Source organism: Mesorhizobium sp. B3-1-7, from assembly GCF_006439385.1.
Classification (GTDB): Bacteria; Pseudomonadota; Alphaproteobacteria; order Rhizobiales; family Rhizobiaceae; genus Mesorhizobium.
Genome location: NZ_VFTL01000003.1, coordinates 71398 through 97204 on the forward strand (window position 1 = coordinate 71398; position 25807 = coordinate 97204).

Sequence of the window (25807 nt, forward strand, 5' to 3'; positions counted from 1 at the left end):
ACGCCATGCTGGACAAACCCGCCTCTGCGCTGCGCATCCGCGAACGGCTGATCGAATCCGAACGGCTGATGGAAGAGACCGGCTGCTATGACGGCATCACCGAGCTTCAGCTGCGCAACCAGGACCCGCTGAAATTCGAGACGCTGCACACGAAGCTGCGCGCCTACTGCGTCTCGGCACGCGAAATGGCGCGCCGCATCTCCGCCTCGCCCGGCGTGCGTGAGGTCGGCGAGATGGTCGTCGCCATCTACACGCCGGAAGGTGACGCGATCGCGCTCTCCAACGGCATCATGGTGCATGTGCACACGATGAGCCGCTTCATCAAATGGATGATCCGCAACGGCTACGAGGAAAATCCGCAGATCCGCGACGGCGACATCTTCGCCAACAACGACGCTTTCATCGGCACCGTGCAGGTGCCGGACGTGATGGACGTCGTGCCGATCTTCCATTCCGGCAAGCTCGTCGGCTGGGCCGGCGCCGTCTGCCACGAGCTCGAAGCCGGCGGCATCACGCCAGGCGGCGACGTGGCGTTGGCGCAGGAGCGCTTTACCGAAGGCCTGTTCGTCTGCGCCGAAAAGGTCGGCCAGAACGACGAATTGCGGCGCGACTACGTCATCCGCTGCGAGCGCAATCTCAGGATGCCGATCTACTGGGTGCTCGACGAGAAGGCCAAGGTCGCCTCCTGCATCGACATGCGCGAAAGCGTCAAGGCGCTGATCGACGAGATCGGCCTCGACTACTGGATGCAGGTGTCGAAGGAGTTCATCGAGGAAGGCCGCCGCGCCCAGCTCGCCCGCACGCGCCAGCTCACGGTGCCCGGCATCTACCGCGGCCACACTTTTTACGGCCACGTCACCAAGGGCAAGCCCGGCTACCAGCCGCTTGGCGATCCCGACTGGCTCTACAACATCCCGGTCGAGATGGAGATCACCAGCGACGGCAAGATCAAGATGGACTTCGAGGGCACGCAGCCCTGGGGCTATCATTCGATGAACTGCACGCCGGCCGGCATGGATGGCGGCATGTTCGTGACGCTGACGCAGCACATGAACTTCGAGGGCCTTGTCAATGACGGCGCATGGATGGCGACCGAGCTGAAGCTGCCGCACGGCACCTGGACCAACCCCGACAACGAGATGGTGGCGACCGCCACCTCCTGGGCGCTGTTGCTGCCCGCCTATGGCGTCTTCCAGCGGCTCTTGTCGCGCTCCTTCATCGCGCGCGGCTTCGTCGAGGAAGCCTTTGTCGGCCAGGTCAACAGCCCGATGATCGAGATGGGCGGCACCAGCCAGTACGGCACGCCCTTCGGCATGGCGCATTTCGAATGCGCCGCCGCTGGCTCGGGCGCCTTGGCCATCAAGGACGGGCTGGACACAGCCTATGTCGGCTGGAATCCGGAATCCGACATGGGCAACATCGAGATCTGGGAACAGAACATGCCGATGCTCTATATCGGCAGGTCGATCGTTCCCAATTCCGGCGGCGCCGGCAAATATCGCGGCGGCTGTTCCTTCCTGTCGACCTGGCTGGTTTCCAAGACCGATCATCTCAGGCTGGTGACCTCCGAGCATTCCTCGCGCGTCTTCGACAATGGTGGGCTGTGCGGCGGCTATCCGGCGCCGACCTGCCAGAAGCATCGCGCGGTGCGGGATTCGAACATCTTCGAGCTGGCCGAAAATGGCGCGCCGCTGGCGCACCACACCGGCACCAATCCCTACCGCTCGGAGCTGGAACTGCGGCTGGAAGGCGAGCATGTGACGCTTGAAGGGCCGTACATCACTGCGCCGCACAAGACCGGTGACGTCTTCACCCACTCCTATAATGGCGGCGGCGGTTACGGCGACGTGCTGGAGCGCGATCCCGTCAAGACCGCCTGGGACGTCGAGAACGGCTTCCTCACCAGGGAAGCGGCCGAAGGCATCTTCGGCATCGTGCTCGACGAGGACGAGGAGGGTTTCCCGGTGGCCAATCTGGAAGCCACCAAGCGCCATCGCGCCGAAATGCGGGCAAAGCGCCTGGCGCACGCCAGGCCGGTTTCGGAATGGGTGGCCGAGGAGCGCGAGCGCGTGAAAGCGGCCGGTTTCGCGCCCGAGGTGAAGAAGATGTATGCCAGCGCCATCAGGCTCTCGCCGCGCTTCACCAAGGACTTTTCGACCTTCTGGGATGTCGATGCCAAATCGACCTTCGGCGTGGAGTAAGGACCATGACCTCATACAGCAAGGAAGTCATCGCCGATCTGGTTGCCGGCACGCTGCCGTGGCCGCAGACGCGCCGCATCATGAGCGCCTACAAGGACGACGACCGTTTCTTCAAATATGTCGCGGTGCTGCAAGATCGCGTCGGCTGGAAGGATCCGATCCTGCTCCCGGTCGGCGACCATCTTTTCATCTGCCAGAGCGGCGACGAACGGGTGACGAAATGCGAATGCGGCCACTCCTTCGGCGACTACCGCAGGAACTGGAAACTGAAGGCCGCGATCATCGTGCGCGACACAGAGGAGACGCTGCGCGAGATCTACCCCAACAGCGACCTGCCGGATCCGGATTGGATGGAAATCCGCGAATTCATCTGCCCCGAATGCGGCACGCTGCATGAGGTGGAGGCGGCTGCGCCCGGCTATCCGATCGTGCATGATTTCGAGCCGGACCTCGAAGGCTTTTATCGCGATTGGCTGGGCAAGCCGCTGGAGTCGTCAACGAGAGCAATTCCAGGAAACGTGTGAAGCGGTTTTCCGTCCGGAATTGCGTCAACAGAGTGGGAGGCTGATGCCGCAGATGGGTCGCGTCGCAGGCAAGGTGGCGCTCGTAACCGGGGCCGGTCTCGGCCTCGGGCGGGCGTCTTCGCTCCTTCTGGCATCGGAAGGCGCGAAGTTGGTCGTCAGCGACATCGACGAGAGGCTCGCCGGCGATACGGCGTCGGAGATCGTCAAGGCTGGCGGCGAGGCGCTGGCGTTGCGCCATGACGTGTCGAAGCCCGAAGACTGGCCCGCCGTCATGGCGGCGATCGAGCAGCGCTTCGGCCGGCTCGACGTGCTGGTCAACAATGCCGGCATCGCCATTGCCCGGAATATCGAGGACACGACTTTAGCCGAATGGCGGCGCACCATGGCGATCAACCTGGACGGCGTCTTCCTCGGCTGCCAGGCAGGCATCAAGCTGATGAAGAAATCCGGTGGCGGATCGATCGTCAATCTCTCCTCCATAGACGGCATCATCGGTGAAGCGGATCTTGCCGCCTACTGCGCCTCCAAGGGTGGCGTGCGCACCCTGACCAAGGCGGTCGCCGTGCATTGCGCCGAGCAGCGCTACGGCATCCGCTGCAACTCGATCCATCCCGGCTATATCTGGACGCCGCAGACGGAAAACTACCTGCGCGATCTGGGCACGCTCGAGCAGGAGAAGGCCAAGGCGCTGTCCCGCCATCCGATCGGCTTCCTCGGCGAGCCCAACGACATCGCCTTCATGGTCCTCTATCTCGCCTCGGATGAATCGAAATTCGTCACCGGCTCCGAAATGGTGGTCGACGGAGGCTATCTTGCAGTGTGAACGCGGAGACCGCTTGCGATGACCAACCTCACCGGCCGCGGCGCCATCGTCACAGGCGGCTTTTCGGGCATGGGTTTTGCCATCGCCACGGCGCTCGCCAAAGCAGGCGCCAATGTCGCCGTCGGTTCCTATGTGGCGCCTCCGCAGCCGGGCAGGGCGGACGCCGCCTATTATCCCGGCGCCGACGAGATAGAGCGCGTGAAGTCGGCGCTGGCCACGCACGGCACCAAGGTGCATGCCGCCCATCTCGACGTGCGCGACAGCGCGCTCACCAACCTTTTCTTCGCCGAAGCCCAGGCGGCCATCGGCCCGGCCGATATCCTGGTCAACGCCGCCGGCACCACGGCAGAGCAGCCGGTCTGCGGCCATTCCGACGAGCTGTGGGACAAGATCGTCGACACCAATCTCACCGGCGCATTCCGCGCGACGCGCGCCGTCCTGCCCGGCATGATCGAGCGCGGCTGGGGCCGCATCGTCAACGTCGGCTCGACGGCGGCTTCCGTCGGCTGGAAGGACAATCCCGCCTATTGCGCCTCCAAGGCCGGCCTGCTTGGGCTCACCCGTTGCGTCGCGCTCGAAGGCGCTGCGCATGGCGTCACCTGCGTGATGATCAGTCCGACCTGGGTTGAGACCGAGCTGATGCGCCGCAATGTGGCGCAGGTCGTCGAGCGCGAAGGCAAGGGCCGCAGCGCCGAGGAATTGATGGACGAATTCAGGAAAGGCAACCCCCAGGGGCGCATGATGCAGCCGGAAGAGATTGCAGCACTTGCGGTCTTCCTCTGCACGGACCTGGCCAAGGGGATTACCATGGAAAACATCCAGATCACTGGCGGCGCATTGTGGTAGCGTCGGACGAGGGAGTGGATCCCGGCTCTCATGGGAGAAGGCCGGCGTAGAAGAAGGGCTATCAACCAGCTAGGGGAACTGACATGAGAATGAAAACTGCCTTGCAAGGGGTCGGTCTCGGCCTCGCGCTGATGTGTGCCGCGACGACGGCCGGCCAAAGCGCCGATCTCGGCGCCAAGGACGAGCCGATCAAGCTCGCGATGTTGGAATGGACGGGCGCGCATGTTTCGACCCACATCGCCGGGCAGCTTCTGGAGAAGCTCGGCTATCACGTCGAATACGTCACCGCCGGCAACTTCCCGCAATTCTCGGGGTTGGCCGACGGCTCGCTCAGCGCCTCGGTCGAGATCTGGCTCAACAATGTCGGCGACATCTATCCGAAGGTGCTGGCGGAGAAGAAAATCGAGGACATCGGCAAGCTCGACCTGAAGACGCAGGAAGGCTGGATCTACCCCAAATTCATGGAGAAGGTCTGCCCGGGCCTGCCGGACTGGAATGCGCTGAACAAGCCAGAATGCGTGCAGGCGCTGGCGACGCCCGAGACAGCGCCCAACGGCCGCTTCCTTGATTATCCAGCCGATTGGGGTTCGCGCGCGGCCACCATCCTAGCCGACAACAACATGCCTTACACCGCGGTGCCATCCGGTTCCGAAGGCGCGCTGGTCGCCGAGTTGGAAGCGGCCGAGGCGGCCAAGACGCCGCTGATCATGATGTTCTGGGGCCCGCACTACGCGCTGGCCGAGAGCGATGTGGGTTGGGTGACGATGCCGCCCTGCAAGGAGCAGACCAACGAGCACTGCATCACGCCTCCGGACGTCGACAAGATCGTCTGGTCGGGTTTCGGCGCCAAATGGCCCGCGGCCTACGCCTTCCTGAAAGCCTTCAAGATGGATGCGACCGAACAGCAGAAGATGATGCTGGCCGTCGACAAGCAGGGCAAGGACCTCGACGCCGTCGTCAAGGAATGGATCGACAAGAACGAGACGGTGTGGAAACCTTGGCTCGACGCCGCCAAGGGATAATTCGCCGATGTGCCTGACAAAGGCCAAGGGCAACAAGGGCCCGGTTTCCGCAATGCGCGGAGCCGGGCGGACGATCGGCACGGGTCGATAGGAATGGACACTGCCGCCCGCCCGGTCAAGCTTGCCTGCCGCAACGTCTGGAAGGTCTATGGCCGGCGCCCGGGCTACTATTTCGACTCGCGCGGCTATGTCATCGATCCCGACGCGCTGGCCGAGCGCTTGCGTGCGGAGGCGCATCTGCCGGCCGTGGTCGACGCCAGTTTCGAAGTGGCGACCGGCGAGATATTCGTCATCATGGGCCTGTCCGGCTCCGGCAAGTCGACCCTGGTGCGCTGCCTGTCGCGCCTGGTCGAGCCGAGCGCCGGCGAAATCCTGCTCGACGGCAGGAACCTGCTCGCCGCCAGCGGCAAGGAGCTCATCGAATTGCGCCGCCACGCCATGGGCATGGTGTTCCAGAATTTCGGCCTGCTGCCGCATCTGAGCGTATTGGGCAATGTCGCCTTCCCGCTGAAGATCCAGGGCAAGTCGGCGAAGGAGCGGGAGGCCCGCGCCCGCGAGATGATCGCGCTGGTCGGGCTCGAAGGCCGCGAGGCGTCCCTCCCGCACCAGCTCTCCGGCGGCCAGCAGCAGCGCGTCGGCATCGCCCGCTCGCTCGCGGTGGGCCCGGAGCTCTGGTTCCTCGACGAGCCGTTCTCGGCGCTCGATCCGCTGATCCGCAAGCAGATGCAGGATGAGTTCCTGCGCCTGCAGCGCATGCTGAAGAAGACCATCATCTTCATCACCCACGACATCGCCGAGGCCTTCCGCCTGGCCGACCGGCTGGCGATCATGCGGGCGGGCAAGATCGTGCAGATCGGCCGACCGGCCGACATCGTGCTCAATCCGGCCGACGATTATGTCGCGCAGTTCACCGAGGACATGCCGCTGCTGCGCGTCATCACGGCCGGCGACATTGCCGCGCCGGCCAATGGCGCCGCGCTGCCGGAACGGAGCATCGCCGCCGACACCAGCCTCGAGGCGCTTATTCCGCAGCTCGCCTCCGGCGTGGCGGCCTTCGCGGTGCCCGGCGCCGGCGACGGCCCGCCGGCGGTGCTCAGCGCCGGCGCGGTGCTTGCCGTGCTGGAGCGCGAGCAGGCAAGACGTACGCGCTCATGACGGCCCCGGCCGCGATCGCACCACCCCCGCAAAGGATCGCCATCGCGCCGGCCCTTGTCCCCTGGTGCGGCCTGGCCGTGCTGACGGTGCTTTGCCTGCTGCTGAAAACCGAGCTTCCCTGGCTGGTCAGTTTCCCCAAGGAATGGACGCTGCCGCTAGCCACTTACATCAACGCCGTGACCGACGTTGTCGTCGCCGTCATCCAGCCCGGGTTCCGGACGCTCTCCGCCTTGCTCGATGCGCCGATGCGCGGCGCGCGGTTGGCGCTCGCCTGGTTGCCCTGGCCGGCGGTGATGCTGGCTGTCGCCGCGCTGGCGCTGAAATCGAGCGGCGAGCGGCTGGCGCTCTTCGCGCTCGCCACGCTCGCCTATATCCTGCTTGCCGGCTACTGGCCGCAGAGCATGAACACGCTGGCGCTGGTGCTGCTTGCCGTGCCGATCTCGACCGTGCTCGGCTTCCTGCTTGGCGTTCTCGGCTACGCTCGCCCGCGCTGGCGTCCTGCGCTGCTCGGCGCGCTCGACCTGATGCAGACGGTGCCGGCTTTCGCCTACCTCATCCCGCTGCTGCTTCTGTTCGGCTTCGGCCCGGTGGTGGGCCTGATCGCCTCGGCAATCTACGCGACGCCGCCGATGGTCCGCAACACCATGCTCGGCCTCGACCGCGTGCCGGCGGCAATCAGCGAGGCCGGCCTGATGAGCGGCTGCACGCGCCGCCAGCAATTCTGGCAGGTCGAGGTGCCGACGGCACTGCCGCAGCTTCTCGTCGGCTTCAACCAAACGACGATGGCGGCACTGTCGATGGTCATCGTCGCCGCCATCATCGGCGGCTTCGAGGATATCGGCTGGGAGGTCCTGTCTTCCATGCGCAAGGCCGAGTTCGGCCAGAGCATCCTCTCCGGCCTGGTGATCGCGCTGCTCGCCATCCTCATCGACCGTCTCACCATCGGCTTCGCCAAGGCGCCGGAGACCGGGCCGACGCGGGCCATGCGCTGGATGACGCCGCGCCGGCTGGCTGTGTCGCTGGCGGTCGCGCTGGCTCTGGCCGTGGTCATCCGGCTTGCCGCGCCCGATGCGACGCTCCTGCCGGAAACCGGGCTGCGCATGCAGATGGGCGCCGTCAACCAGTGGCTGCTGGGACTCGTGCGCGACTATGCCTGGTTCTTCAACGGCGTGCGCAATGCCGTGCTCTATTGCCTGCTTTTGCCGATGCGCGTCGGCATTTCGGGCGCGACGACGCCTGCAATATGGGGCTTCGCCCTGCCGCCGTCGGTACTGGCCGTCTATGTGGTTTTGATGGCGGCCTTGGCTGGGTTGGCCCTGCGCCGTTTCGGCTGGCGGGCAGCGTTCGCCGTGGTCGCCGCCGGCCTTGTTCTCTACACCGGCTTTCTCGATCTGCCCTGGCCTGTCTTCATCCTTGCCGTCGCCTTGCTTGCCGGTCAGGTGGCGGGCTATCGCCTCGGTATCTTCGCGCTGGCCGGCTTCGGGCTGATCCTGGTCAACGGCCTGTGGCCGCAACTGGTGCAGTCGCTCTATCTCTGCACGCTGGCAGTCCTTCTTTGCCTTCTGGTCGGTGGCGCCCTCGGCACATGGGCGGCGCACAGCGACCGCGTCTCGCGCATCCTGAAGCCGATCTGCGACGCGCTGCAGACCATGCCGCAATTCGTCTTCCTCATCCCGGCGCTGATGTTCTTCAAGGTCGGCGAGTTCACGGCGCTGATCGCCATCATGCTCTACGCCATCGTGCCGCCGATCCGCTATGTCGAGCATGGATTGCGGCATGTGCGTGCCGATGTCGTCGAGGCGGTCGAGCAGATGGGCGCGACGCCGATGCAGACGCTGCTGCAGGCCAAGCTGCCGCTGGCGCTTCCCGTCGTCATGCTCGGCCTCAACCAGACGATCATGGCGGCGCTCTCGATGTTGGCCATCGCTGCCCTCGTCGGCACGCGCGATCTTGGCCAGGCGGTCTATGTCGCGCTCGGCAAGGCCGATGCCGGCATGGGCCTCATCGCCGGCCTGTCGATCGCTTTCCTGGCGATCCTGGCCGACCGGCTCATCCAGGCCGCGGTCGCGCGTTCGGCCGTTATTTCCCGCTGATCAGATGGGCGCCGGCATGCGGCCGCTGGCATGCCTCTCGTCCTCGGCGGGAATGGCCACTCTGCGGCGCCGGAAAGCCGGCAACGGGGTCAGGCTGAACAGGCCATAATAGACGATGAAGGATGCCATGAAGTAGGGGCCGAGCATCTCAACCTCGAAGAAGGAGCGGATCAGCATCAGGCCGATCGCGCCGGCAAGCACCACTGAATCGGCGCTCCAGTCGCCGAACACCACTTTCGACACGTGGCCGTAGAAAGAACGCAGGATGACCAGCGCCAGCAAGGTGACGCCGATAAAGCCGATTTCGACCAGTGTCTCGACATAGGTGTTGTGGAAGTGGAAGCCGGAGCGGGTCGAGATGTAGAATTCCGCCCACAGCCGCTCCGGATCGGCAAATCCCTGCACCCAATAGGCGGCATAGCCATAGCCGAGCAGCGGATGCTGCTGCGCCGCCTCCCAGCCCTGCTCCCAGAGATAGGTGCGGCCGGTGAGCGTCGAATCCTTGCCGAAGATGCCGAGCACGACATCCAGCAGGCCGAGGTTGAGCGCCGCGACCACCCCTGTCACCAGCGCGCCGGCGCCGACGATAAACAGCACGCGGCGATAGCGCAGCGACAGCACCTTGGTCATGCTGAGCAGCGCCACGATGCCGATCACCGCCGGCAGCGAGGCCACCGACGTTGCCGAATGGGCGATGGCCAGCATGTAGACCGATAACAGCATGATCGGCGCGGTCCAGACGAAGCCCACCCAGTTGCGCCGGTAGAAGGCCAGGAACGCAAGGCAGAAGAAGATGCCGAGCGATGAGAAGAAGCCGATCTGGTTCTTGGAGCCGAAGGCGCCGACGAAATTGACCGTGCCGTCGATCGTGTCGAGCGCGTAAGCGCCGACTTTCAGGGAATAGAGCAGAACGAAGAAGATGCCGATCAGCGAGCCTACCACCAGCGTGCGCACGTTGATGGTGCGCGCCGCGACATAGGCGCAGACGATGTGCGAGGAATATTGCACCGCCGCGCGCGCGCTGATGCCCGCTGCCTGGGACCAGAACACCGAGAAGCAGACATAGGCCGCAAGCAGAATGGGCAGCCAGGCGCTGGAGAGCTTCCAGGTGAAGCGCCGGTAATCGACGAACAGCAGCGGCAGCCAGACGGCGTAGTAGGCGAGGATCAGGATCTGGCCGAAATTGGGCGAGTAGGCGAAGGCGAGCATGGAAACCGCGACGGCGAAAGTGCCGTAGGTCTCGTTGCGATCGGGATCGATCAGAATGGATTTCGGAATCTTCATGCCGGATTTTGTCCGTTGAGCCCTTCTTGTGCGACGAACCGCTACGCCACGGCCCGGGCGCGCTGCATCTGCCGCTGCAGGAAGCGCCGCACCGGCTCGTCATAGATGCGCGTGGCGATGTCGGCGATGACGACGACCGAGGCCGCCATCACGATGCCGAACCAGGGATGATGCGCGAACGGATCGATCGAGAAGGCCTTGCCGGCCCCGGCGATGATCATCAGCATCGGCGTATGAATGATGTAGATCGGGTAGGAAATCCGCCCGAGCCAGCCATAGAAGCTTGATAGAAGCGGCGCGGTCGGCGCCACCGCGCCGGTCATCACCATGAGCGGGAAGACGATGACGATGGCGGCGAGATCGTAGACGACGCGCGCGCCGCCGGCCGGAGCGATTGCGAAGACGGCAAGCGTGAGCAGGATCGCGCCTTCGACCCAGAAGCCGCGCCGCAGGAAGCCGAGGCTGCCCTGCCAGCGCGCCATCGATCGGCAGAGCAGCACGCCCAGGAAGAACGAGAAGGTTACGCGCGGCAGGCCGCTGAGGATGGTCTTGCCGGTCATGCCGAAATCGAGCGTGCCGGCGAAGATCGAGGCGACGACGAGCAGCACGAGGCTGGCGCCGACGATCCCCGTCAGCACCCGCCGCGAAAGGAGCGCGAAGACCGCGACATAGGCGATGTTGACGATGAGCTCGAAGAACAGCGACCACGAAGCGGGATTGAGCGGAAAGATCGTGTGATAGGCGTCGCTGACCAGCGGGATGAAGAGCATGCCGGTCGTCAGTTGCATGCCGATCTCGGACAGCGGCATGTATTCGGCCGGCATGAGCCTGTTCTTGACCAGCAGGTAGAAGAAGCCGAGCAGCGTGCCGGCGAGATAGAGCGGATAGAGCCGGATCAGGCGGATGGCCACGAAGGAGCCGAAGCCCATGCCGTTCTCGATCTTGCGGTCATAGGCATGCGCGATGACGAATCCGCTGAGCAGGAAGAACAGATCGACCGCGAGATAGCTCGACGGCAGCACCTTGCCGTCGGCCAGGAACGGCGAGAAGTGGTAGAGCATGACGCTGATCGCTGCCACGCCGCGGATGGCGTCGAGATTCAGATAGACGTGACGCTGGGCTGCGGGCTGCATGTTATGCCTTCAAGCGGTCCAAAACAGATCGCCCGCCCGCGCCGCAACGCGAACGAGCCTGGCTTGTCCCTCCCGCCTCCGGTTCCCGGCTCGCTTCGGGCAAGCCTCGGTCCGGCGGCGCTACTGGCTGGCCGTCGGCGCCAGCTTCACCTTGATCACGTCGCCCGGCAGGACAGGCGTGTCTTCCTTGGCTTCGATCTCGCTCGTCTTGCCGTCGGCAACCCGCACCAGCGAATAGAGCAGGGCCGGCTCCTCATCGCCGGTGATGCTGGCCGCCGTCGCGGGGTCCGACGCCTGCGCGATCAGGCCCTTCTGCATGCCGGCCTTCAACGTCGCCTCGTTCAGGTCGGCCTCGGCCTGCTGCCGGTTGGCGGTGAGGGTGGAATTCAGCGAGTTCCTGGCGTCGATGGCGTCCTGCTCGGCCTTGCTGATCGACTGCTTGGCGGTGAGGATGGCCGTCTCATAGTCCAGGATCTTGCCCTGCAGGTCGGTGACCGACTGCTGCGAGGAAAGCAGGCGCGCATTGGCAACCAGGCCCTTCTGCGCCAGCGGACCGATGCTTTCGGCCTGCTTCTCGGCCAGATCGACCTGCTTCTGCTGGTTGGCGATCTTCTTTTGCAGCGATTCGATTTCCGACTGCAGAACACCCTTCAAATCGTCGAGCGCATCGAGCTTCAGCTTCAGCGATTTCTGGTCGGAGACCAGGATTGCCGTTTCGTCGGCGACGATGGTCGCCAGTTTCGGATCACCCCCCTCGATTTCCTTGGGCACCTCGAAAGTCGTCTTGCCTGCGAGGTCGGCATCGATCCTGGCGCGTTTGACGAGCAGGCGGATGCGCTGGTCGTCATAGATATCGAAGCTGCCCTTGGCGGTAACCAGATCCTTGCCGAGCTGCGGGCCGTAATCGGCGTTGCGCCTTATGCCGCCGGCAATGCTGACTGCCTTGAGCACCGTCAGATCGGGCACGAAGGGAAACTGGCCGGGGTTCTGGACTTCGCCGGAAATGTAGAACGGCCGGAACTGCGCCATCTCGACCGAGGCTTCCGGCTTGTCGGGCAGCGCCAGCTTGCGCTGCAACGCCAGCCCGATCGCCGAAGCGACCTCCGCCGTCGTCTTGCCGGCGGCCTGCATGTCGCCGACGAACGGCACCGAGAGCGTCCCGCTCGGGCCGACCGAATATTCGCCATTGAGGGCTGACCAGTCGCGGAACGTGCCGTCGACCGTCTGCCATTCGGCGACGCGGATGTTGAGCTTGTCCTGTGGGCCAAGCTGATAATCGCCGGCGGCGGCCAACTGCGGCATGGCGAGCGACGCCGCAACAAGCAACGCGCCCGCGAAGCGGGCCGTCGTCTTGGACCGGAGACTGCAGGCGTAAGACAGTCCGAAGGGGTTTTTTGTCAAATACGTTTCCGATTCGCTTTGGCCCCATCCGCCCGATGAGATCACTGCCGGATGCCTGCCCCGAATCTGGCGGAGCAGGCCCGTCGGTCAATAGCTGCCGCGTGACATCCACACGGCAGGAACGGTCTTGAAGATGATGCGAATATCCTCGGACAAAGACCAGTTCTCGACATAGTGGCGATCGAAGGCGACGCGCGTGTCGTAGGATACGTCGTTGCGGCCGCTGACCTGCCACAACCCGGTCAAGCCCGGACGCGACTTCAAGTAATAGACCGCGGCACTGCCGTAGATCTCCAATTCGTCGCGCACGACCGGGCGCGGGCCGACAAGGCTCATGTCGCCCTGCAGGATGTTGAGGATCTGCGGCAGTTCATCGAGGCTGAGCTTGCGAAGCACCTGCCCGACGCGGGTGACGCGTGGATCGTTCTTCAGTTTGCGTGTCGCGATCCATTCGGCGTTGGCATCGGGATTGGCCGCCAGATACGCAGCGAGCACGCGCTCGCCATCCGGCACCATGGTGCGGAATTTGAGGCAGGAGAAAATCCTGCCGCCGCGGCCGATGCGCTTGTGGCCATAGAAGATCGGACCGTTGTCCGAAAGCTTGACCAGCAGCGCGACCATTAGGAAAAGCGGGCTGAGCAGGATCAGCCCGGCCAGGGAACCGACGATATCGAAACTGCGTTTGAGCAGACCGCCGATGGGGGGTGGAAAATCAACGCCGACCTGCGCAAAACCCGCATTAGCCGACTTGGCGACGTCCCTCATGCAGAAGCTCCATACGTTGAACGGATGGTTTACGACAAGATATCAAAAAAATGCTGCAGCGCAACACACAATTTCCCATCGGACTGAAATGCTCACGTCATGAATTGACTAAATAATAAACCTGCCCTGCCCAAATTTTCACCTTTGTGGCACGTTTATGACAAGGTGAGAGCGAACCAGGAAAATGTAGTCCGCCTTTTAGGCCATTTTTGGACAGTGCATTCTTTGCTGCAGAAGAAACGCGGTTGCGCGCCGTCGGAAGCACTCGCCATGGTAAGTTATTCAGATAAAATACTAATCAAAGTGGCGAGTTTTACTGAAGCGGCAGGCGGCTAATTGAATAGCTGCCGGAGCCAGAGTGTGCGACGCAGCATGGCAGAGTCGATCTCGTAAAATCGTTGGAAACCATACCTGCACGGCCTTGCTCCGGCCGACCCGCCTTAATAGAGTCGCAAATTGTTCCTGTCATAGTCTGCATGGGTAAGGAAGGTCGGAAGCAACCGGCCGGATAGGGCAGCCAGAAAAAGCTCTTTGGCGCAACGGGGAGTTACGCGGGTGGGTAAGTCGCAGCTTCTGCATGCTCGTCTCGGTTGAGAGGCCGGCGAACATGTCTCTGCCAAAATTCGTCGTCGGGATGATCTTCGCGCTCGCGATCGTCATCGGCTGGTCTTATTTCGATGGCGCGTCGGCGGGCACCATCCTCCTTCGCGCCGTCGTCTGTGCCGTCATCATCCAGGCCGGCTATTTCCTCCTCGTCTTTGCCATGATTGGCGGAACCACGCCGACATCGGCCGACAAGGCCCGCGAGGCTGACCGCGGCACGATCCTGAACAAGGTCGCCGACGGCGAAAAGCTAAGCGCCAGACGCAGCCTCCACTGAACGTTCGACCGGCGCCGGGACCAGTCCCGTCTCGACCGATGACGCGCCTTCGCGCTCGGCCTGCTCGCCGGACAGCATCCTGGCAAGGCGGCTGCCGGCCTTTGCCTTCAGCCGCCGATATTGTCCGACCTCGACGATGCGTCCGTTCTCGATGGCCACCACCCAGTCGGCGAAGGCAATCATCGACGGCCGGTGCGCGATGGTCAAAATCGTCATTTGGCCGCGCAGCGCCTCGATCGATTGGGCGATCAGCGACTGATTCTGCCAGTCGAGCGCGCTCGTCGCCTCGTCGAGGATGAGCAGCGAAGGCTTGCGCAGCAGCGCCCGCGCCAAGGCGATGCGCTGCCGCTCCCCGCCGGAAAGCCGGACGCCGCGGTCGCCCACCACCGTCTCCAGCCGCAATGCCAGGCGCTCCACGAAATCGGCCGCATGGGCGTTGCGCAAGGTCGCCCATAGTTCTTCGTCGTTGGCCGCGGGCGCGGCAAGGCGCAAATTGGCGGCGATCGTGTCATGCAGCAGGAACACGTCCTGCGGCACATAGGCGACCCGATCGCGCCAGGCCCTGCGATTTTGCGCCGTGATCTCCACGCCGTCGGCCAGGATGCGTCCCGCGGTCGGTTCGAGCAGGCCGAGCAGCATGTCGGCGATCGTGCTCTTGCCGGAACCGGAAGGGCCGATCAGCGCCGTCACCTTGCCGGCCGGCAGGCCGAAGGTGATATCGCTGACCACCGGCTTGCCGTCGCCCTCGCCATAGGCGAATGCCACATCGCGGATGTTGAGGCCGGTCTCGAGAGACAGTCTTGCCCCTTGTTCGGCCATGCTTTCTTCCGGCTCGCGCTCGGCATCGAAGCGGGCCTGGAGGCTTTTCATCGAAGCATAGGCCGGCAGGTTGATCAGCACCTGCTGGGTCTGGAGCTGCATATCCATGAAGCGCGGCGCGACCCGCATGAAGACCAGGAGCAGCACGACGATCTCGGCCAGCGACAGGTGGAAACGGACCAGCGCGACATAGATGAAGAGGCTGAGCCCGATCACGCTCGTAACCTGGAACAGGGCGGTGCCGAGCGAACTGTTGCGGACGAAGGCGATGTTGTCGGTCTTCATCTTGTCCAGCGTCGCGCCGAGCTCGGCAAAATAGCTTGCCTCGACATTCAGGCTCTTGGCGACCTTGATGCCGCCGAGGAACTCGGAGACCGTGCGGTACTGATCCTGGCGATTGCCGGTCAGGGTGCGGCCATAGGCGCTGGCGCGCGCCCTGAACGGCTGCAGCGCAACCAGTAGCACCAGGCCGATGAAAATGGCGAAGGACGTCATCACCGGCGAGATGAACAGCGAGACCACGAGATAGCCGGTGAGAAGCAGCGTCGCCTGGGTCAGCATCAGCAGCGAGAAGGCGGCCACCTGCACTCGGTCGACATCGCCGTTCAGCGCATGGTCGAGATCGGAGCCGCGGATGCGGGTGAAAACGCCCCAGCGCGCCTTGCCGACGCTCTCGAACAGGTTCATGCGCACGCGGTTGACGAAGTCGTAGAGCAGCCGAGCCATGTAGACCGACTTGAAGCGGTTGAACGTCGCTTGCAGCGCCACCAGCACGACGAGCAGGCAGAGCACGGTCGCGAGCGACAGCGTTCCGCCGGGCACCAGCCAATGCAAGGCCTCCGGCACCCGCACCGCATAGTCCTGGTCGGGCTTGCCGATCAGGCGCAGCAGCGGAACGAGCAGCAGGATCGAGATGCCTTCGGTGAGACTGCCCAGGATCAGGAAGGCAAGCGCCGTCGCCGTGCGCCGTCCGCCGACATGCGCCATCATGGCGCCGAAACCGGCGATGTCCCGGAAAAGCGACAGGCGGAACTTCGAGGACCAGCCCATGCCCTGGCTCACCTTGTTCCGGACGCCAGGTCGGTTTCGATCGCGGCGACCGCTTCGTCGATCCGGGCGAGTCCGGCCGGCACTTCGAGGCGGCTGACGCCGACCCGTCCGGCGACCTGCGCGCATTGGCTAAGATGCGCGGCGGCAAGATCGCCGGGCAGCGCCTGCCGGCCGAACCGCGTGACATAGGAGAATTTGATGATCGCTGGCAACGCGGCGGCGCCGATCAATGGCGAGATCGCCGCCCGCCCGCCGCGCTCGAGCACATAGATGCGCGATACCGGCACCGCCTCGGCGGCAAATCCGTCATGCAGCCGATGCTGCGCCTTGTCGATCTGTGGATGCACCTGCGGACGCACCTCCGCCTGCTCGAGGCGAATGGCGCCGGCCGCGTCCGCCGAGAGCTTGAGCTGCGGAAATCCGGGCAGGATCATCGGCCGGTCAGGATCGGACAAATCCAGCGCCACGACGTCGTCGGTGAGCAGGCGGTGGCCGGCGCGGATCATCGCGCCCGCCGTCGTCGACTTGCCGGCGCCCTTGTCGCCCATGAAGATCACGCTCCTGCCGCCGACGGCAATGGCGCTGGCATGCAGGACGAGCAGCCCGCGCCGATGCAGGGCAAGCGCCATCACCGGCCCGAGCAGCGGAAAGGCGAGCAGCGGGTCGTCGATCCCCGGCGCCGGATCGACATCGATCCGGCTGGCGTCGCTGATCATGAAGGTGCCGACCGCCTGCCAGGAAAGATATTGGCGCGTCGCCTCGAACCGGAACGCCGTGGCGCCCAGCGATGCGCTGTCGGGAAAGTCAACCGGCCTGATAGCGATATCGAGGTCGGGTGTCGCCGGCGCCGTCGGTTCCAGTTCCGGCAAGGCCACTTCCGAGCTGACGATCAGCCCGTAGGCCTTGTAGAAATGGCGGACGCGTCCGCTCGGCGCCGTCGTCTCGGTGGCTGGCTCGGGCCGCGCAAGACCGTGATGGCGTTTCGTTGAATCGCCATCACGGTCTAACTCTTTGTTAGGGCATGATCTTTCTCCGAAAACCGGTTCCCACTTTTCGGGATCATGCTCTAGGGAAGCGATCGGAAGATTCATGCGGGGCTTCCTTGGATTTGCCGCAGCCATAGCGACAGCGAAACCGAGCGCCAGACATGCTGGACGTCGGGCAGCGTCGCCTGCTCGGGCTGGCGCAGCATGCGCTCATAAACCGCGTTCACTTCAGGCAGGTTGACATAGGGCGCGATCCGCTCGCTGTCCGATATCAAAAGCTTGTCCAGAAGCTCGCGGTGGTTGCCGAGCATGCCCTTGACCAGGTTGGCGGTAAAATCGATCTTGTCGCGCCGCCATTGCACCGCCGGCGGCAGAACGCCTTGCATCGCTCGGCGCAGCACATGGCGGCCAAAACCGTCCTTGAGCTTTTCCTCGCCGGGCAGCGCCAGGCAGAATTCGACGAGCGGCTTGTCCCAGAACGGATAGCGCGGCTCGACGCCGAAATTGGCGGCGGCCTTGTCGAGCACTTCGAAGGCGTGCGGCACCAGCCCGGTGGACAGAAGCCAGCGATGCGTCAGCGCTTCGCTGGCGCTCACGGTGGCGGGCATGTAGCCGCTGCGATGAAAGCGCTCGGCAAGATCGGTGCGCCTGGCAAGGTCCGGATTGACCAGGCCCGCCCAGGCGCGCGGCGCCGATGCCGGCCTCTGCCGCACCTTGCCGACAAGGCATCGGGCCATCGATCGCATCCGGGCGATCCGCCAGGCCGGTCCGTAGATGGTCAGGAACTTGAAATAGAGGGAGAGCATGCCCTCGCCATAGGTGTTCGCAGCGCTGTGCAATTCGCGCCACAACTCGAGCCACCGGCCGGCATTGGCGAGTTCGTGAAGGTGTCCATGGCCCTGCGAGACGACCTCGTCGCCGCCATGTCCATCGAGAAGCACTTTGACGCCCTTTGCGCCCGCCGTCCGGTAAAGGTCGCGCGTCAAGGACAGGCCGGGCGCCAGGAACGTGCCCTCCTGCTCCTCCAGGATGCGCTCGAACTCGGCGAAGGGCGCGTAATTGCTCACCGCAATCAACGTGGCGTCGAGCGGATTGCCGTCGAGCACCGCATCGATGAACGGCTTCTCGTCCATCGACGAGCCCTTGTCGAAAACCAGCGAGAAGGTCTTGAGCCTCGGGTTGCGCTGCGCGGCCGCCCTGAGGCCCGCGAGACAGGCGATCGAGGAGGAATCGAGCCCGCCGCTCAGCATGGCGCCGACGGCCGGCGTGCCGCGCATCCGGTTCTCCACCGATTGCGCGAAGAGATGCCTGAATTCCTCGGCCGCGTCCGAGCGCGGCGGCCGTTGCGATGGCTCGATCTGCCAGTAGCGCCGCAGCACCACCTGGCGGCCTGCGACCGTGATGCCGTGCCGTGCCGGCAGGCGGAAGATCTCGGCGTAGGGCGTGGCCTGCGGATCGTCCGGCAGGCCGGCGAGGAAGCCGGAAATCTGGTGCTCGCTGAGGCGCCTGCCAATGCCGTCCAGCGCAAGGATCGGCCCGATCTCCGAGGCGAACGCGAAGCGCCTGCCGGTCGAGTGATAGTAGAAAGGTTTGACGCCGAAATGGTCGCGCGCGCAAAACAGCGCCTGGCGCTCGCCGTCCCATATGGCGAAGGCGAAATCGCCCTGCAGATAGCTCGGACAGGCCTCGCCCCATTTTAGGTAGGCGCGCATGATGAGCACCGCGTCGGCGATCGACCGGTCGCGCATGCCAAGCCGCGCCAGAAGCTCGTCGCGATTGTCCAGCCGGCAGTCCGCGGTGATGGCGAGCTTGCCGCCGGCCATCGTCAGCGGGCCGGGACCATCCTCGCCGGTCGTGTCGAGCCAGGCGTGGCCGAGCGCCACGCTGCCCTCCGTCCACCACGAGTTGCCGTCGCGGGCGCGGTGGCGCATGCGCGAAAGCATCTGCTGGATATCGCCGGCCCCGGCGGGCCGGTCATTGTCGTTGAGCACGATTCCGGCGACGCCGCTCATCGCTCACGACCCATGGTCGACCAGATGGGCAAATCCTTTGATCGAGCCGCCAAGCACGATGTGGTTGCCGCTCATCAGCCAGGCATGCGCCTTGAGCTCGCTGCCCGTTCCTTTCTCGATGCCGATGCTGATCTTCGAGGCGCTGCCCTGGCGGGCGAGCAGATACTGTCCAGCCAGCGCCTGGGTAAGGCAGCTGGCGCCTGGCACGAGCCGCGCCGCGGCCGCGACGCCCCATGCGACACGCCGCAGGTCGGCGATGCTGGCATCGCGTCCGGCGTCCAGCCGCGTCACCAGGCTGCGGACACGGTTGTAGGAAGACAGCGTCAGCGCAAGCCGTACCGCGCTCACCACCGTCAGGCAGCGCGCCAGAAACAGCATTTCCTGGCCGCTCAGCGAGCGGAGCCTAGACCAATTCCTCACTGTAGAGCCTCGCAAGCCCTGCTTCGCTCAACCCCTTGAGCAAGCCCTCGACATCGGCCTTGCAGCGTTCGGCGTCGACATTGTAGCGCGCAAGCACGGCGCTGCGGATATCGAGGACCGTTCGCGGCTCCTGGATCTGCTCCCAGATGAAGGCGCCGACGCCGTTCAGGCTGTAATAGACATTGGATTTCAGGTGGAGCAGCGCCAGTCCGGCGCCGAATTCACAAGCCACCGCCTCGTTGGTCGCGACGACGCGGTCATCGTCCGAAGGGTTCCAGTGCATCCTAAAACCTCGTTGCTGGCCCGCCGCGCCGTCAGACGTTGCTGTGGATCGGTTGCCGTCGATCCCCGGCAGGAAGCCGGGGGACAAAAGCCCCCCGGGCTCACCTGTTGGAGAACACCCGGAGCCCCAACTTCGACTCCCGGATGTCTGTAAGCTTTAGGAGAAAGTCAGCTCGCCGATCGGCGTGTGCGCGGGAAAGCTCGCGTCGAGCGCCGTCGTGCCAGCACCGCCCTGCGTGATCGTTTCAATCGAACCATGAACCGTCAGGCTGGGGGTTTCGTACTCATGCTTTTCAACATTCTGTTCCATTTTACTCTCCAATTAAGGACTGGAAGCGGCTGCAGGCTGCCGCCAGCATATCGCTATGCTGCAATGCGATTGCTGCACGGCACCATCCATGAGTCAAGCCTGATTTACCAAGCATTAATCAATTCTTGGTTGCGCTCGCCTTCGTTGGTAATCAAGGTGTAGGCGCCGTCATCCTAAACCTCAGCCGTCCACGAATTCAACCGTAGGTCTTTGCCGTTTAAATAAGCATCTGATTTAATTATGATAATTTGCTAGGCGAGAAATTCATTTCGCAAATGCGAAGAATTTGCTGCAAGAAATCGCCACGTTCCGGCTCGCGTTGGCATATCCGGTTTTGTCTTCAAAAGTGATTGAGCGTGCAGCGGTTTTAAACGCTGTGGTTGCAGTCGCGAGCCGGCCTCTGCCCGCTTTTGGGCGATCTCGTCAATTTTCTCGATGCTTTTCTTCGCAGGTGCGGTATAAACCGCGCGGGCGGCATTTTGCGGAGAACGACATCGGGCATGGCGATGCAGGATGGCTCCTATGAAAGGCTGCGCGCCGCCGGCTGCGCTGACGAAGTCGCCTATGTGCAGGCCTGCCTGAGGCTGTTTTTCGCGCCAGGCGTCGACATCACGGGCGGCCGGGCCGACATGCCCGCGCCGACAATCTCGTCGGCCCCGGCAATCTCAGCGACCCCAACAATCTTGGCAGCCCCAACAATCTCGGCTGCCCCAACAATCTCGGCGGCCAATGTCGCCGACATCGCCAGGCTGAACAAGGTCGCCGTCTTCCTGCTCAAGGCGCTCGCGCATACGCCCGGGAATGCCGCGCCAGCGGAGTTGCCTGCCTGGCTCGACGGCTACCGCCGGCGCACCATGTCGATGAATGCCGCCTGCATCGGCGATTCGATGGCCATCGATCGCGTGCTGCGCGAAAGCCAGGTCGATTTCGTCTTCCTCAAGGGGCCGCTGCAGCAGCATCTGCTCTATGGCGACCATTTCATGAAGCCATCCGGCGATGTCGACATACTGGTTTCGCCGACCGGTTTCGCCAGGGCCCGCGATGCGTTGCGCACGATCGGCTATGAGGTTGCCGGCAAGTCGCGCTCGGTCTGGTGGGTGCGCTTCCTCGGCGAGCAGCATATGGTTCGCGAAGACGGCACGAGGGCCTCGACCGTCGACCTCCACCACCGGCTCCAGCAGCCGGGGTCGCCCAGCCCCCGCGACATCGACGGCTTCCTGCGCCGCAAGCGCGAAGTCGCGGTCGCCGGCGCCGCCATGCCGATCATCTCGGCGGCCGACACCTTGCTTTTGTCCGCGATCAGCGTCGCCAAGGCCTTTTTCAACCGCGAGCCCTGCGCCGGCTATGTCTGCGACGTCAGGGCCAGCGCCAGCCGTCTGAGCGAAGCCGAGCAGCGGATGGTTCTCGACCACGCCGCCGAGCAGGGCCTGGCGGACACGCTGCTCTTGGGGTTGCGTGCCGCGGACGTGCTGCTCGGCGCCGCTGGCACGCTGCTTTCGGATCGCGCCGCCCGCATTCTGGCGCGCATCGACAACGCCGATCTCTTCCACATGGTGGTCGCGCCCTGGCTCGCGTCGCTGCGCTGGCCGCAGCGCCGCCATGTACTGTGGGAGCTCTGCGGCCGCGAGCCGGTCCGTTACCTGGCTGAAGCCGGCTGGGCTGCCTCCGCCGACCTCAGCCGGCGCATCTTCGAGCGCCCGGCCACGATTGAGCCGGCGCGGAGCGAAATGATCAAAATCGTGGGCGGGGCGGCCACTCATGCAAGCGAAAGGTGAGCCCATGCCCGTGACGACGCCTGTGACGAGCCCGATGGCGACCTTGGGGGTCTGCGTCATCATCGCCGCCCGCAATGCGGCGCGCACGATCCCCGCCGCCATCGCTTCGGCGCTGCGCGAGAGGGAAGTCGCCGAAGTCGTCGTGGTCGACGACGCTTCCACCGACGACACCCGCGACGTGGCTTTGGCCGCCGACGACGGCAGCGGCCGGCTTGCCGTCATCCGCCTCGACGTCAATCGCGGTCCTTCCGCCGCGCGCAACGCCGCTATCCGGGCTTCAAGATCGCCTTTCATCAGCATTCTCGACGCCGACGATTTCTTCCTCGAAGGCCGCTTCCGCCGGCTTTTCGCCAGCACCGACTGGGATTTCGCGGCCGACAACATCATGCTGATCCGCGACGATGCCGCGACAGACTTTGCCAAGGTCGCCGCGCCGCCTTTCGCGGCCGATCCGGAATTTCTCGATTTCGAGCGCTTCATCGACGGCAACATCTCGCGCCGCCGCGTCCTGCGCGGCGAGCTCGGTTTCCTGAAGCCGGTAATCAGCAGGGCTTTTCTCGAACGGCATAGGCTGGCTTACGATGAAAGCTTGCGTCTTGGCGAAGATTACGAACTCTATGCGCGCGCTGTCGCCCGCGGGGCGCGCTTCAAGGTCATCAAGTCCTGCGGCTATGGCGCGATCGTCCGCGCCGATTCGCTGAGCGGTCGCCATCGAACGCAGGATCTGAAGCGTCTTGCCGATGCCGACCTGGCGCTGCTGGCGCTCGACAACCTTCCGGAGCGCTCGAAGGCCGCCTTGCGGCGCCACGAGCGCCATGTCCGCGACAAATACCGGTTGCGCAATTTCCTCGACGTCAAAGCCGAGCGTGGGCTGGCGTCGGCCGCGGCTTATGCCTTCGCCAGCCAGTCGAATCTGATCCCGATCGTGCGCGGCGTCGCCACCGACAAACTCGACGCGCTGTTCCGCCGCGCCGGGATTGCTGCAAAGCAACAAATACCGCCGACGCGCTTCCTGATGGCGGCGACGAGCGCCGCGAACGAATGATCCCGCATCACGCCGCAAGCCGTCATCCCTCAAAAAATCCGCATTCGCAAAACTATGATGTTGCCTAGTCGCCGCGGTAGTGGCAGTCTATGCTGCAATGCAGCAATTTCGAAAGGCCGACAGGATGGCTTCGATTTTTGGCTTCAGATCCCGGGATCCGGCTCGCGACCGCCAGACCGATCTCCAGCGTTTCGATCGGCTGGCGAAGCTGTTCGACCAGATCGCTGCCGAGATCGAGGCGGAGAAGGCCGGGCTGGAGAATCGCTACAGGTCGACGGCCGCCAACGCGGCCTTTCTGGTCGAGGCGATGGAGAATGGTTCGGCGTCGACCAGCAAGGGCTCGGATGTCAGCGCGATGACGAATTCGATCCTGAACTGCGAGCGGCGCATTGCGGAGCTCGTTCGCCAAAAAGGCCTGGTGAAGGAACTGCGTCATTCGCTCGACGCGATCGTCGAGGATGGTGCCGATCGGTCTGCACCGCAGTCCGCGGCAAGAGGCTGACGGCGCCTTCGGGTGTCGTCATCGGTACGAGACATTAGAGGAGTTCAAGAGGGCGAAGGATCGGAAGCGGCTCGCTCGCGCGGGCCAAGGAAGACTTTGGGTTGGGCGGACAACACAAGGTGAGTTTGTTATGAACGCAGATCCCAGCAACACCTCCACCATGGCGGTGTGCGACAAGTCGCATACGCCCGGGAATGGATTAAACAGCCTGCGGCTCGGCGTGGTCGGCGCCTTGTTCGCTATCGCAGCGACCCTTGCGGCGAGTCCGCATCCGGCGCACGCGCAAGGGACGCAACAGGAACTGCAAAGCGCGCCGTCCTTCGTCGACAATTTCTCGAATTTCGACCGGTCCCGCTGGTTCGTCTCGGACGGCTGGACCAATGGCGCCCATCAGAATTGCACCTGGTCGAAGGATCTCGTGCGGCTTTCCGATGGCGTGCTGTCGCTGGGCTTCGAAAAGCGCAAGCTGAAGGATCGCGATTTCGCCTGCGCCGAGATCCAGACCAAGCAGCGCTACGGCTACGGTGTCTACGAGGCGCGCATGAAGACCGGCACCGGCTCAGGCCTCAACGCCGCCTTCTTCTCCTATATCGGTCCGCAGGACAAACAGCCCTGGGACGAGATCGACTTCGAGGTCCTCACCAAGGATCCGTCGAAGGTGCAGGTCAACAGCTACATCCAGGGCAAGCCGAAGAACGGCAAGCTGGTCGACGTCGAAGGCGGCGCCGACAAGGGTTTCAACGACTACGGCTTCGTATGGGAGAAGGACCGGCTGCGCTGGTATGTCAACGGCAAGCTCGTCCATGAAGTGACCAACCCCGACGAGTTGCCGACGCATTCGCAGAAAATCTTCTTCAGCCTCTGGGGCAGCGACAAGCTGACCAACTGGATGGGCGCCTTCGTCGATCCCGGCAGCAAGGTGACCATGGAGGTCAAGCGCGTCGCTTTCACCGCTTTGGGCCAACCATGCCAGTTTCCTGAATCGCTGGCATGCAGCATAAGTAATTCCAACTAGGCATGATCCCGAAAGTGGGAACTGGTTTGCAGATTAAGATCATGCCGAACCAACTGGGCCGTTAGGCCTGAGGGACATCTGAACCGGCCGGACCACCTTTTGTGGCCCGGCCTTTGACAGGAATAGAACCAAATGAATTTGACGGTGTTTGGGATTGGCTATGTCGGCCTCGTCCAGGCCGCTGTGCTTGCCGAGGTCGGTCACGAGGTGGTGTGCGTCGACATCGACGAGAAGAAGGTGGAGCGGCTCAACCAGGGCCTGATCCCGATTTTCGAACCGGGCCTGGAGGCCCTCGTCAAGGAAAACCGCGCGGCCGGCCGCATCCGCTTCACCACGGACGCGGCAGCGGCGGTCAGGCATGGCCAGATCCAGATGATCGCGGTCGGCACGCCGCCGGGCGAGGATGGCTCGGCCGATCTGAAATATGTGCTCGCCGTCGCCGAGACCATCGGTCGTGAGATGGACAGCGCCAAGATCGTCGTCGGCAAATCGACCGTGCCGGTCGGCACTTGCGAAAAGGTGAAGGCCAGGATCGCCGAAACGCTGAAGAAACGCGGTCGCGAGGATCTCGGCTTCGACGTCGCCTCGAACCCCGAATTCCTCAAGGAGGGCTCGGCGGTCGCCGACTGCATGAAGCCGGACCGCATCATCGTCGGCACGTCCAGCGAGGACACCGAGATGGTGATGCGCGAGCTCTACGCGCCGTTCAACCGCAACCACGAGAAGATGATCGTGATGGACGTGCGCAGCGCCGAATTCACCAAATACGCCGCCAACTGCATGCTGGCGACCAAGATCAGCTTCATGAACGAGATGGCCAATCTCGCCGAGCAGCTGGGCGCCGACATCGAGGAGGTGCGCAAGGGCATCGGCTCGGATCCGCGCATCGGCTACCACTTCATCTATCCCGGCCTCGGCTATGGCGGCTCCTGCTTCCCGAAGGACGTGCGCGCGCTGATCAAGACCGCCGAGGGCGTCAAGTTCGACGCCAAGCTGCTGCGCGCCGTCGAGGAGCGCAACAATGCGCAAAAGTCGGTCCTGTTCGACAAGGTCAACCACTATTTCAAGGGCGCGCTCAGGGGCAAGACATTCGCCGTCTGGGGGCTGGCCTTCAAGCCCAACACCGACGACATGCGCGAGGCGCCGTCGCGCACGCTGATGGAAGCGCTGTGGGCGGCCGGCGCCAAGGTCCAAGCCTACGATCCCGAGGCGATGCAGGAATGCCAGGCGATCTACGGCCTGCGCGACGACCTGCTCTTGTGCGGCACCAAGGAGGCGGCGCTGCGCGGCGCCGACGCGCTGTTGATCTGCACCGAATGGAAGAGCTTCCGCGCGCCGTCCTTCGACGCGCTCAAGGATGCGCTGACGACGCCGGTCATCTTCGACGGCCGCAACCTCTACGATCCCAAGGTGATCGCGCGCTACGGCATCGAATATTTCTCGATCGGCAGGATGGCGGCATGA

Annotated in this window: 23 protein-coding genes; 13 read left to right on the forward strand and 10 right to left on the reverse strand. The window is 64.1% G+C overall.

Features of this window, described 5'->3' with window-relative positions; translation table 11 throughout:
• The first annotated feature begins 5 nt into the window (after window positions 1–5).
• The 7 genes from FJ417_RS03585 (at window position 6) to FJ417_RS03615 (ending at window position 8664) form a co-directional block, all read left to right on the forward strand.
• Complete coding sequence (locus FJ417_RS03585) at window positions 6–2201, forward strand: hydantoinase B/oxoprolinase family protein (protein ID WP_140782492.1); 2196 nt, start codon at window positions 6–8, stop codon at window positions 2199–2201.
• A gap of 5 nt (window positions 2202–2206) precedes the next feature.
• On the forward strand, window positions 2207–2725 hold the full coding sequence (locus tag FJ417_RS03590; protein WP_140782493.1) for an acetone carboxylase subunit gamma: 519 nt from the start codon (window positions 2207–2209) through the stop codon (window positions 2723–2725).
• Between the two features lie 52 nt (window positions 2726–2777).
• A complete protein-coding gene (locus FJ417_RS03595) occupies window positions 2778–3548 on the forward strand; it encodes a glucose 1-dehydrogenase (protein WP_140782494.1) in 771 nt (256 codons plus the stop codon).
• An 18-nt stretch (window positions 3549–3566) separates the two neighbouring features.
• Window positions 3567–4394, forward strand: a complete 828-nt coding sequence (locus tag FJ417_RS03600) for an SDR family oxidoreductase (RefSeq protein ID WP_140782495.1) — start codon at window positions 3567–3569, stop codon at window positions 4392–4394.
• 83 nt (window positions 4395–4477) lie between these two features.
• Entirely contained in the window at window positions 4478–5416 is a 939-nt protein-coding gene (locus FJ417_RS03605) for an ABC transporter substrate-binding protein (RefSeq protein ID WP_140782496.1), read from the forward strand.
• A gap of 93 nt (window positions 5417–5509) precedes the next feature.
• A complete protein-coding gene (locus FJ417_RS03610) occupies window positions 5510–6571 on the forward strand; it encodes a betaine/proline/choline family ABC transporter ATP-binding protein (protein ID WP_140782497.1) in 1062 nt (353 codons plus the stop codon).
• On the forward strand, window positions 6568–8664 hold the full coding sequence (locus tag FJ417_RS03615; RefSeq protein ID WP_140782498.1) for an ABC transporter permease subunit: 2097 nt from the start codon (window positions 6568–6570) through the stop codon (window positions 8662–8664). Before FJ417_RS03610 ends, FJ417_RS03615 begins: the two co-directional genes overlap by 4 nt.
• Here the strand turns inward: FJ417_RS03615 and FJ417_RS03620 are convergent, their stop codons facing one another.
• From FJ417_RS03620 to FJ417_RS03635, 4 genes are all read right to left on the reverse strand, one after another.
• On the reverse strand, window positions 8665–9948 hold the full coding sequence (locus FJ417_RS03620) for an O-antigen ligase (protein WP_140782499.1): 1284 nt from the start codon (window positions 9946–9948) through the stop codon (window positions 8665–8667).
• Window positions 9949–9989: 41 nt separating this feature from the next.
• Window positions 9990–11081 (reverse strand): acyltransferase, encoded by a 1092-nt coding sequence (locus tag FJ417_RS03625; RefSeq protein ID WP_140644799.1) that lies wholly within the window; start codon window positions 11079–11081, stop codon window positions 9990–9992.
• 120 nt (window positions 11082–11201) lie between these two features.
• On the reverse strand, window positions 11202–12383 hold the full coding sequence (locus FJ417_RS03630; protein WP_140644846.1) for a polysaccharide biosynthesis/export family protein: 1182 nt from the start codon (window positions 12381–12383) through the stop codon (window positions 11202–11204).
• Between the two features lie 186 nt (window positions 12384–12569).
• The gene (locus FJ417_RS03635; RefSeq protein ID WP_140644800.1) at window positions 12570–13247 is read right to left on the reverse strand and encodes a sugar transferase; all 678 of its coding nucleotides are present in this window, start codon (window positions 13245–13247) and stop codon (window positions 12570–12572) included.
• A gap of 607 nt (window positions 13248–13854) precedes the next feature.
• Between FJ417_RS03635 and FJ417_RS03640 the strand changes: the two genes are divergently transcribed.
• Entirely contained in the window at window positions 13855–14127 is a 273-nt protein-coding gene (locus FJ417_RS03640; RefSeq protein ID WP_140782500.1) for an exopolysaccharide production repressor exox, read from the forward strand.
• Here the strand turns inward: FJ417_RS03640 and FJ417_RS03645 are convergent.
• From FJ417_RS03645 to FJ417_RS03670, 6 genes are all read right to left on the reverse strand, one after another.
• A complete protein-coding gene (locus tag FJ417_RS03645; protein WP_140782501.1) occupies window positions 14101–15996 on the reverse strand; it encodes an ABC transporter ATP-binding protein in 1896 nt (631 codons plus the stop codon). The genes FJ417_RS03640 and FJ417_RS03645 overlap by 27 nt on opposite strands.
• A gap of 8 nt (window positions 15997–16004) precedes the next feature.
• Window positions 16005–16871 (reverse strand): serine kinase, encoded by an 867-nt coding sequence (locus FJ417_RS03650; protein ID WP_246687392.1) that lies wholly within the window; start codon window positions 16869–16871, stop codon window positions 16005–16007.
• Window positions 16872–17083: 212 nt separating this feature from the next.
• Window positions 17084–18994, reverse strand: coding sequence for a lasso peptide isopeptide bond-forming cyclase (locus tag FJ417_RS03655; protein ID WP_140782502.1), 1911 nt, complete (start codon window positions 18992–18994; stop codon window positions 17084–17086).
• A gap of 3 nt (window positions 18995–18997) precedes the next feature.
• Window positions 18998–19414 carry a lasso peptide biosynthesis B2 protein gene (locus FJ417_RS03660; RefSeq protein ID WP_246672384.1) on the reverse strand — a complete coding sequence of 139 codons (417 nt, stop codon included), beginning with the start codon at window positions 19412–19414 and terminating at the stop codon, window positions 18998–19000.
• The gene (locus FJ417_RS03665; protein ID WP_140650463.1) at window positions 19398–19697 is read right to left on the reverse strand and encodes a PqqD family protein; all 300 of its coding nucleotides are present in this window, start codon (window positions 19695–19697) and stop codon (window positions 19398–19400) included. Before FJ417_RS03665 ends, FJ417_RS03660 begins: the two co-directional genes overlap by 17 nt.
• Before the next feature lie 156 nt (window positions 19698–19853).
• Window positions 19854–20006: a lasso RiPP family leader peptide-containing protein gene (locus FJ417_RS03670; protein ID WP_127229803.1), complete on the reverse strand. Its 153-nt coding sequence runs from the start codon at window positions 20004–20006 to the stop codon at window positions 19854–19856.
• 500 nt (window positions 20007–20506) lie between these two features.
• Between FJ417_RS03670 and FJ417_RS03675 the strand changes: the two genes are divergently transcribed.
• From FJ417_RS03675 to FJ417_RS03695, 5 genes are all read left to right on the forward strand, one after another.
• Window positions 20507–21781, forward strand: coding sequence for a nucleotidyltransferase family protein (locus FJ417_RS03675; protein WP_140782503.1), 1275 nt, complete (start codon window positions 20507–20509; stop codon window positions 21779–21781).
• Window positions 21782–21785: 4 nt separating this feature from the next.
• Window positions 21786–22826 (forward strand): glycosyltransferase family 2 protein, encoded by a 1041-nt coding sequence (locus tag FJ417_RS03680; protein WP_246687389.1) that lies wholly within the window; start codon window positions 21786–21788, stop codon window positions 22824–22826.
• A gap of 124 nt (window positions 22827–22950) precedes the next feature.
• A complete protein-coding gene (locus tag FJ417_RS03685) occupies window positions 22951–23328 on the forward strand; it encodes a hypothetical protein (protein ID WP_140782504.1) in 378 nt (125 codons plus the stop codon).
• 130 nt (window positions 23329–23458) lie between these two features.
• On the forward strand, window positions 23459–24343 hold the full coding sequence (locus tag FJ417_RS03690; RefSeq protein ID WP_140782505.1) for a glycoside hydrolase family 16 protein: 885 nt from the start codon (window positions 23459–23461) through the stop codon (window positions 24341–24343).
• A 132-nt stretch (window positions 24344–24475) separates the two neighbouring features.
• Complete coding sequence (locus tag FJ417_RS03695) at window positions 24476–25807, forward strand: UDP-glucose/GDP-mannose dehydrogenase family protein (RefSeq protein ID WP_140782506.1); 1332 nt, start codon at window positions 24476–24478, stop codon at window positions 25805–25807.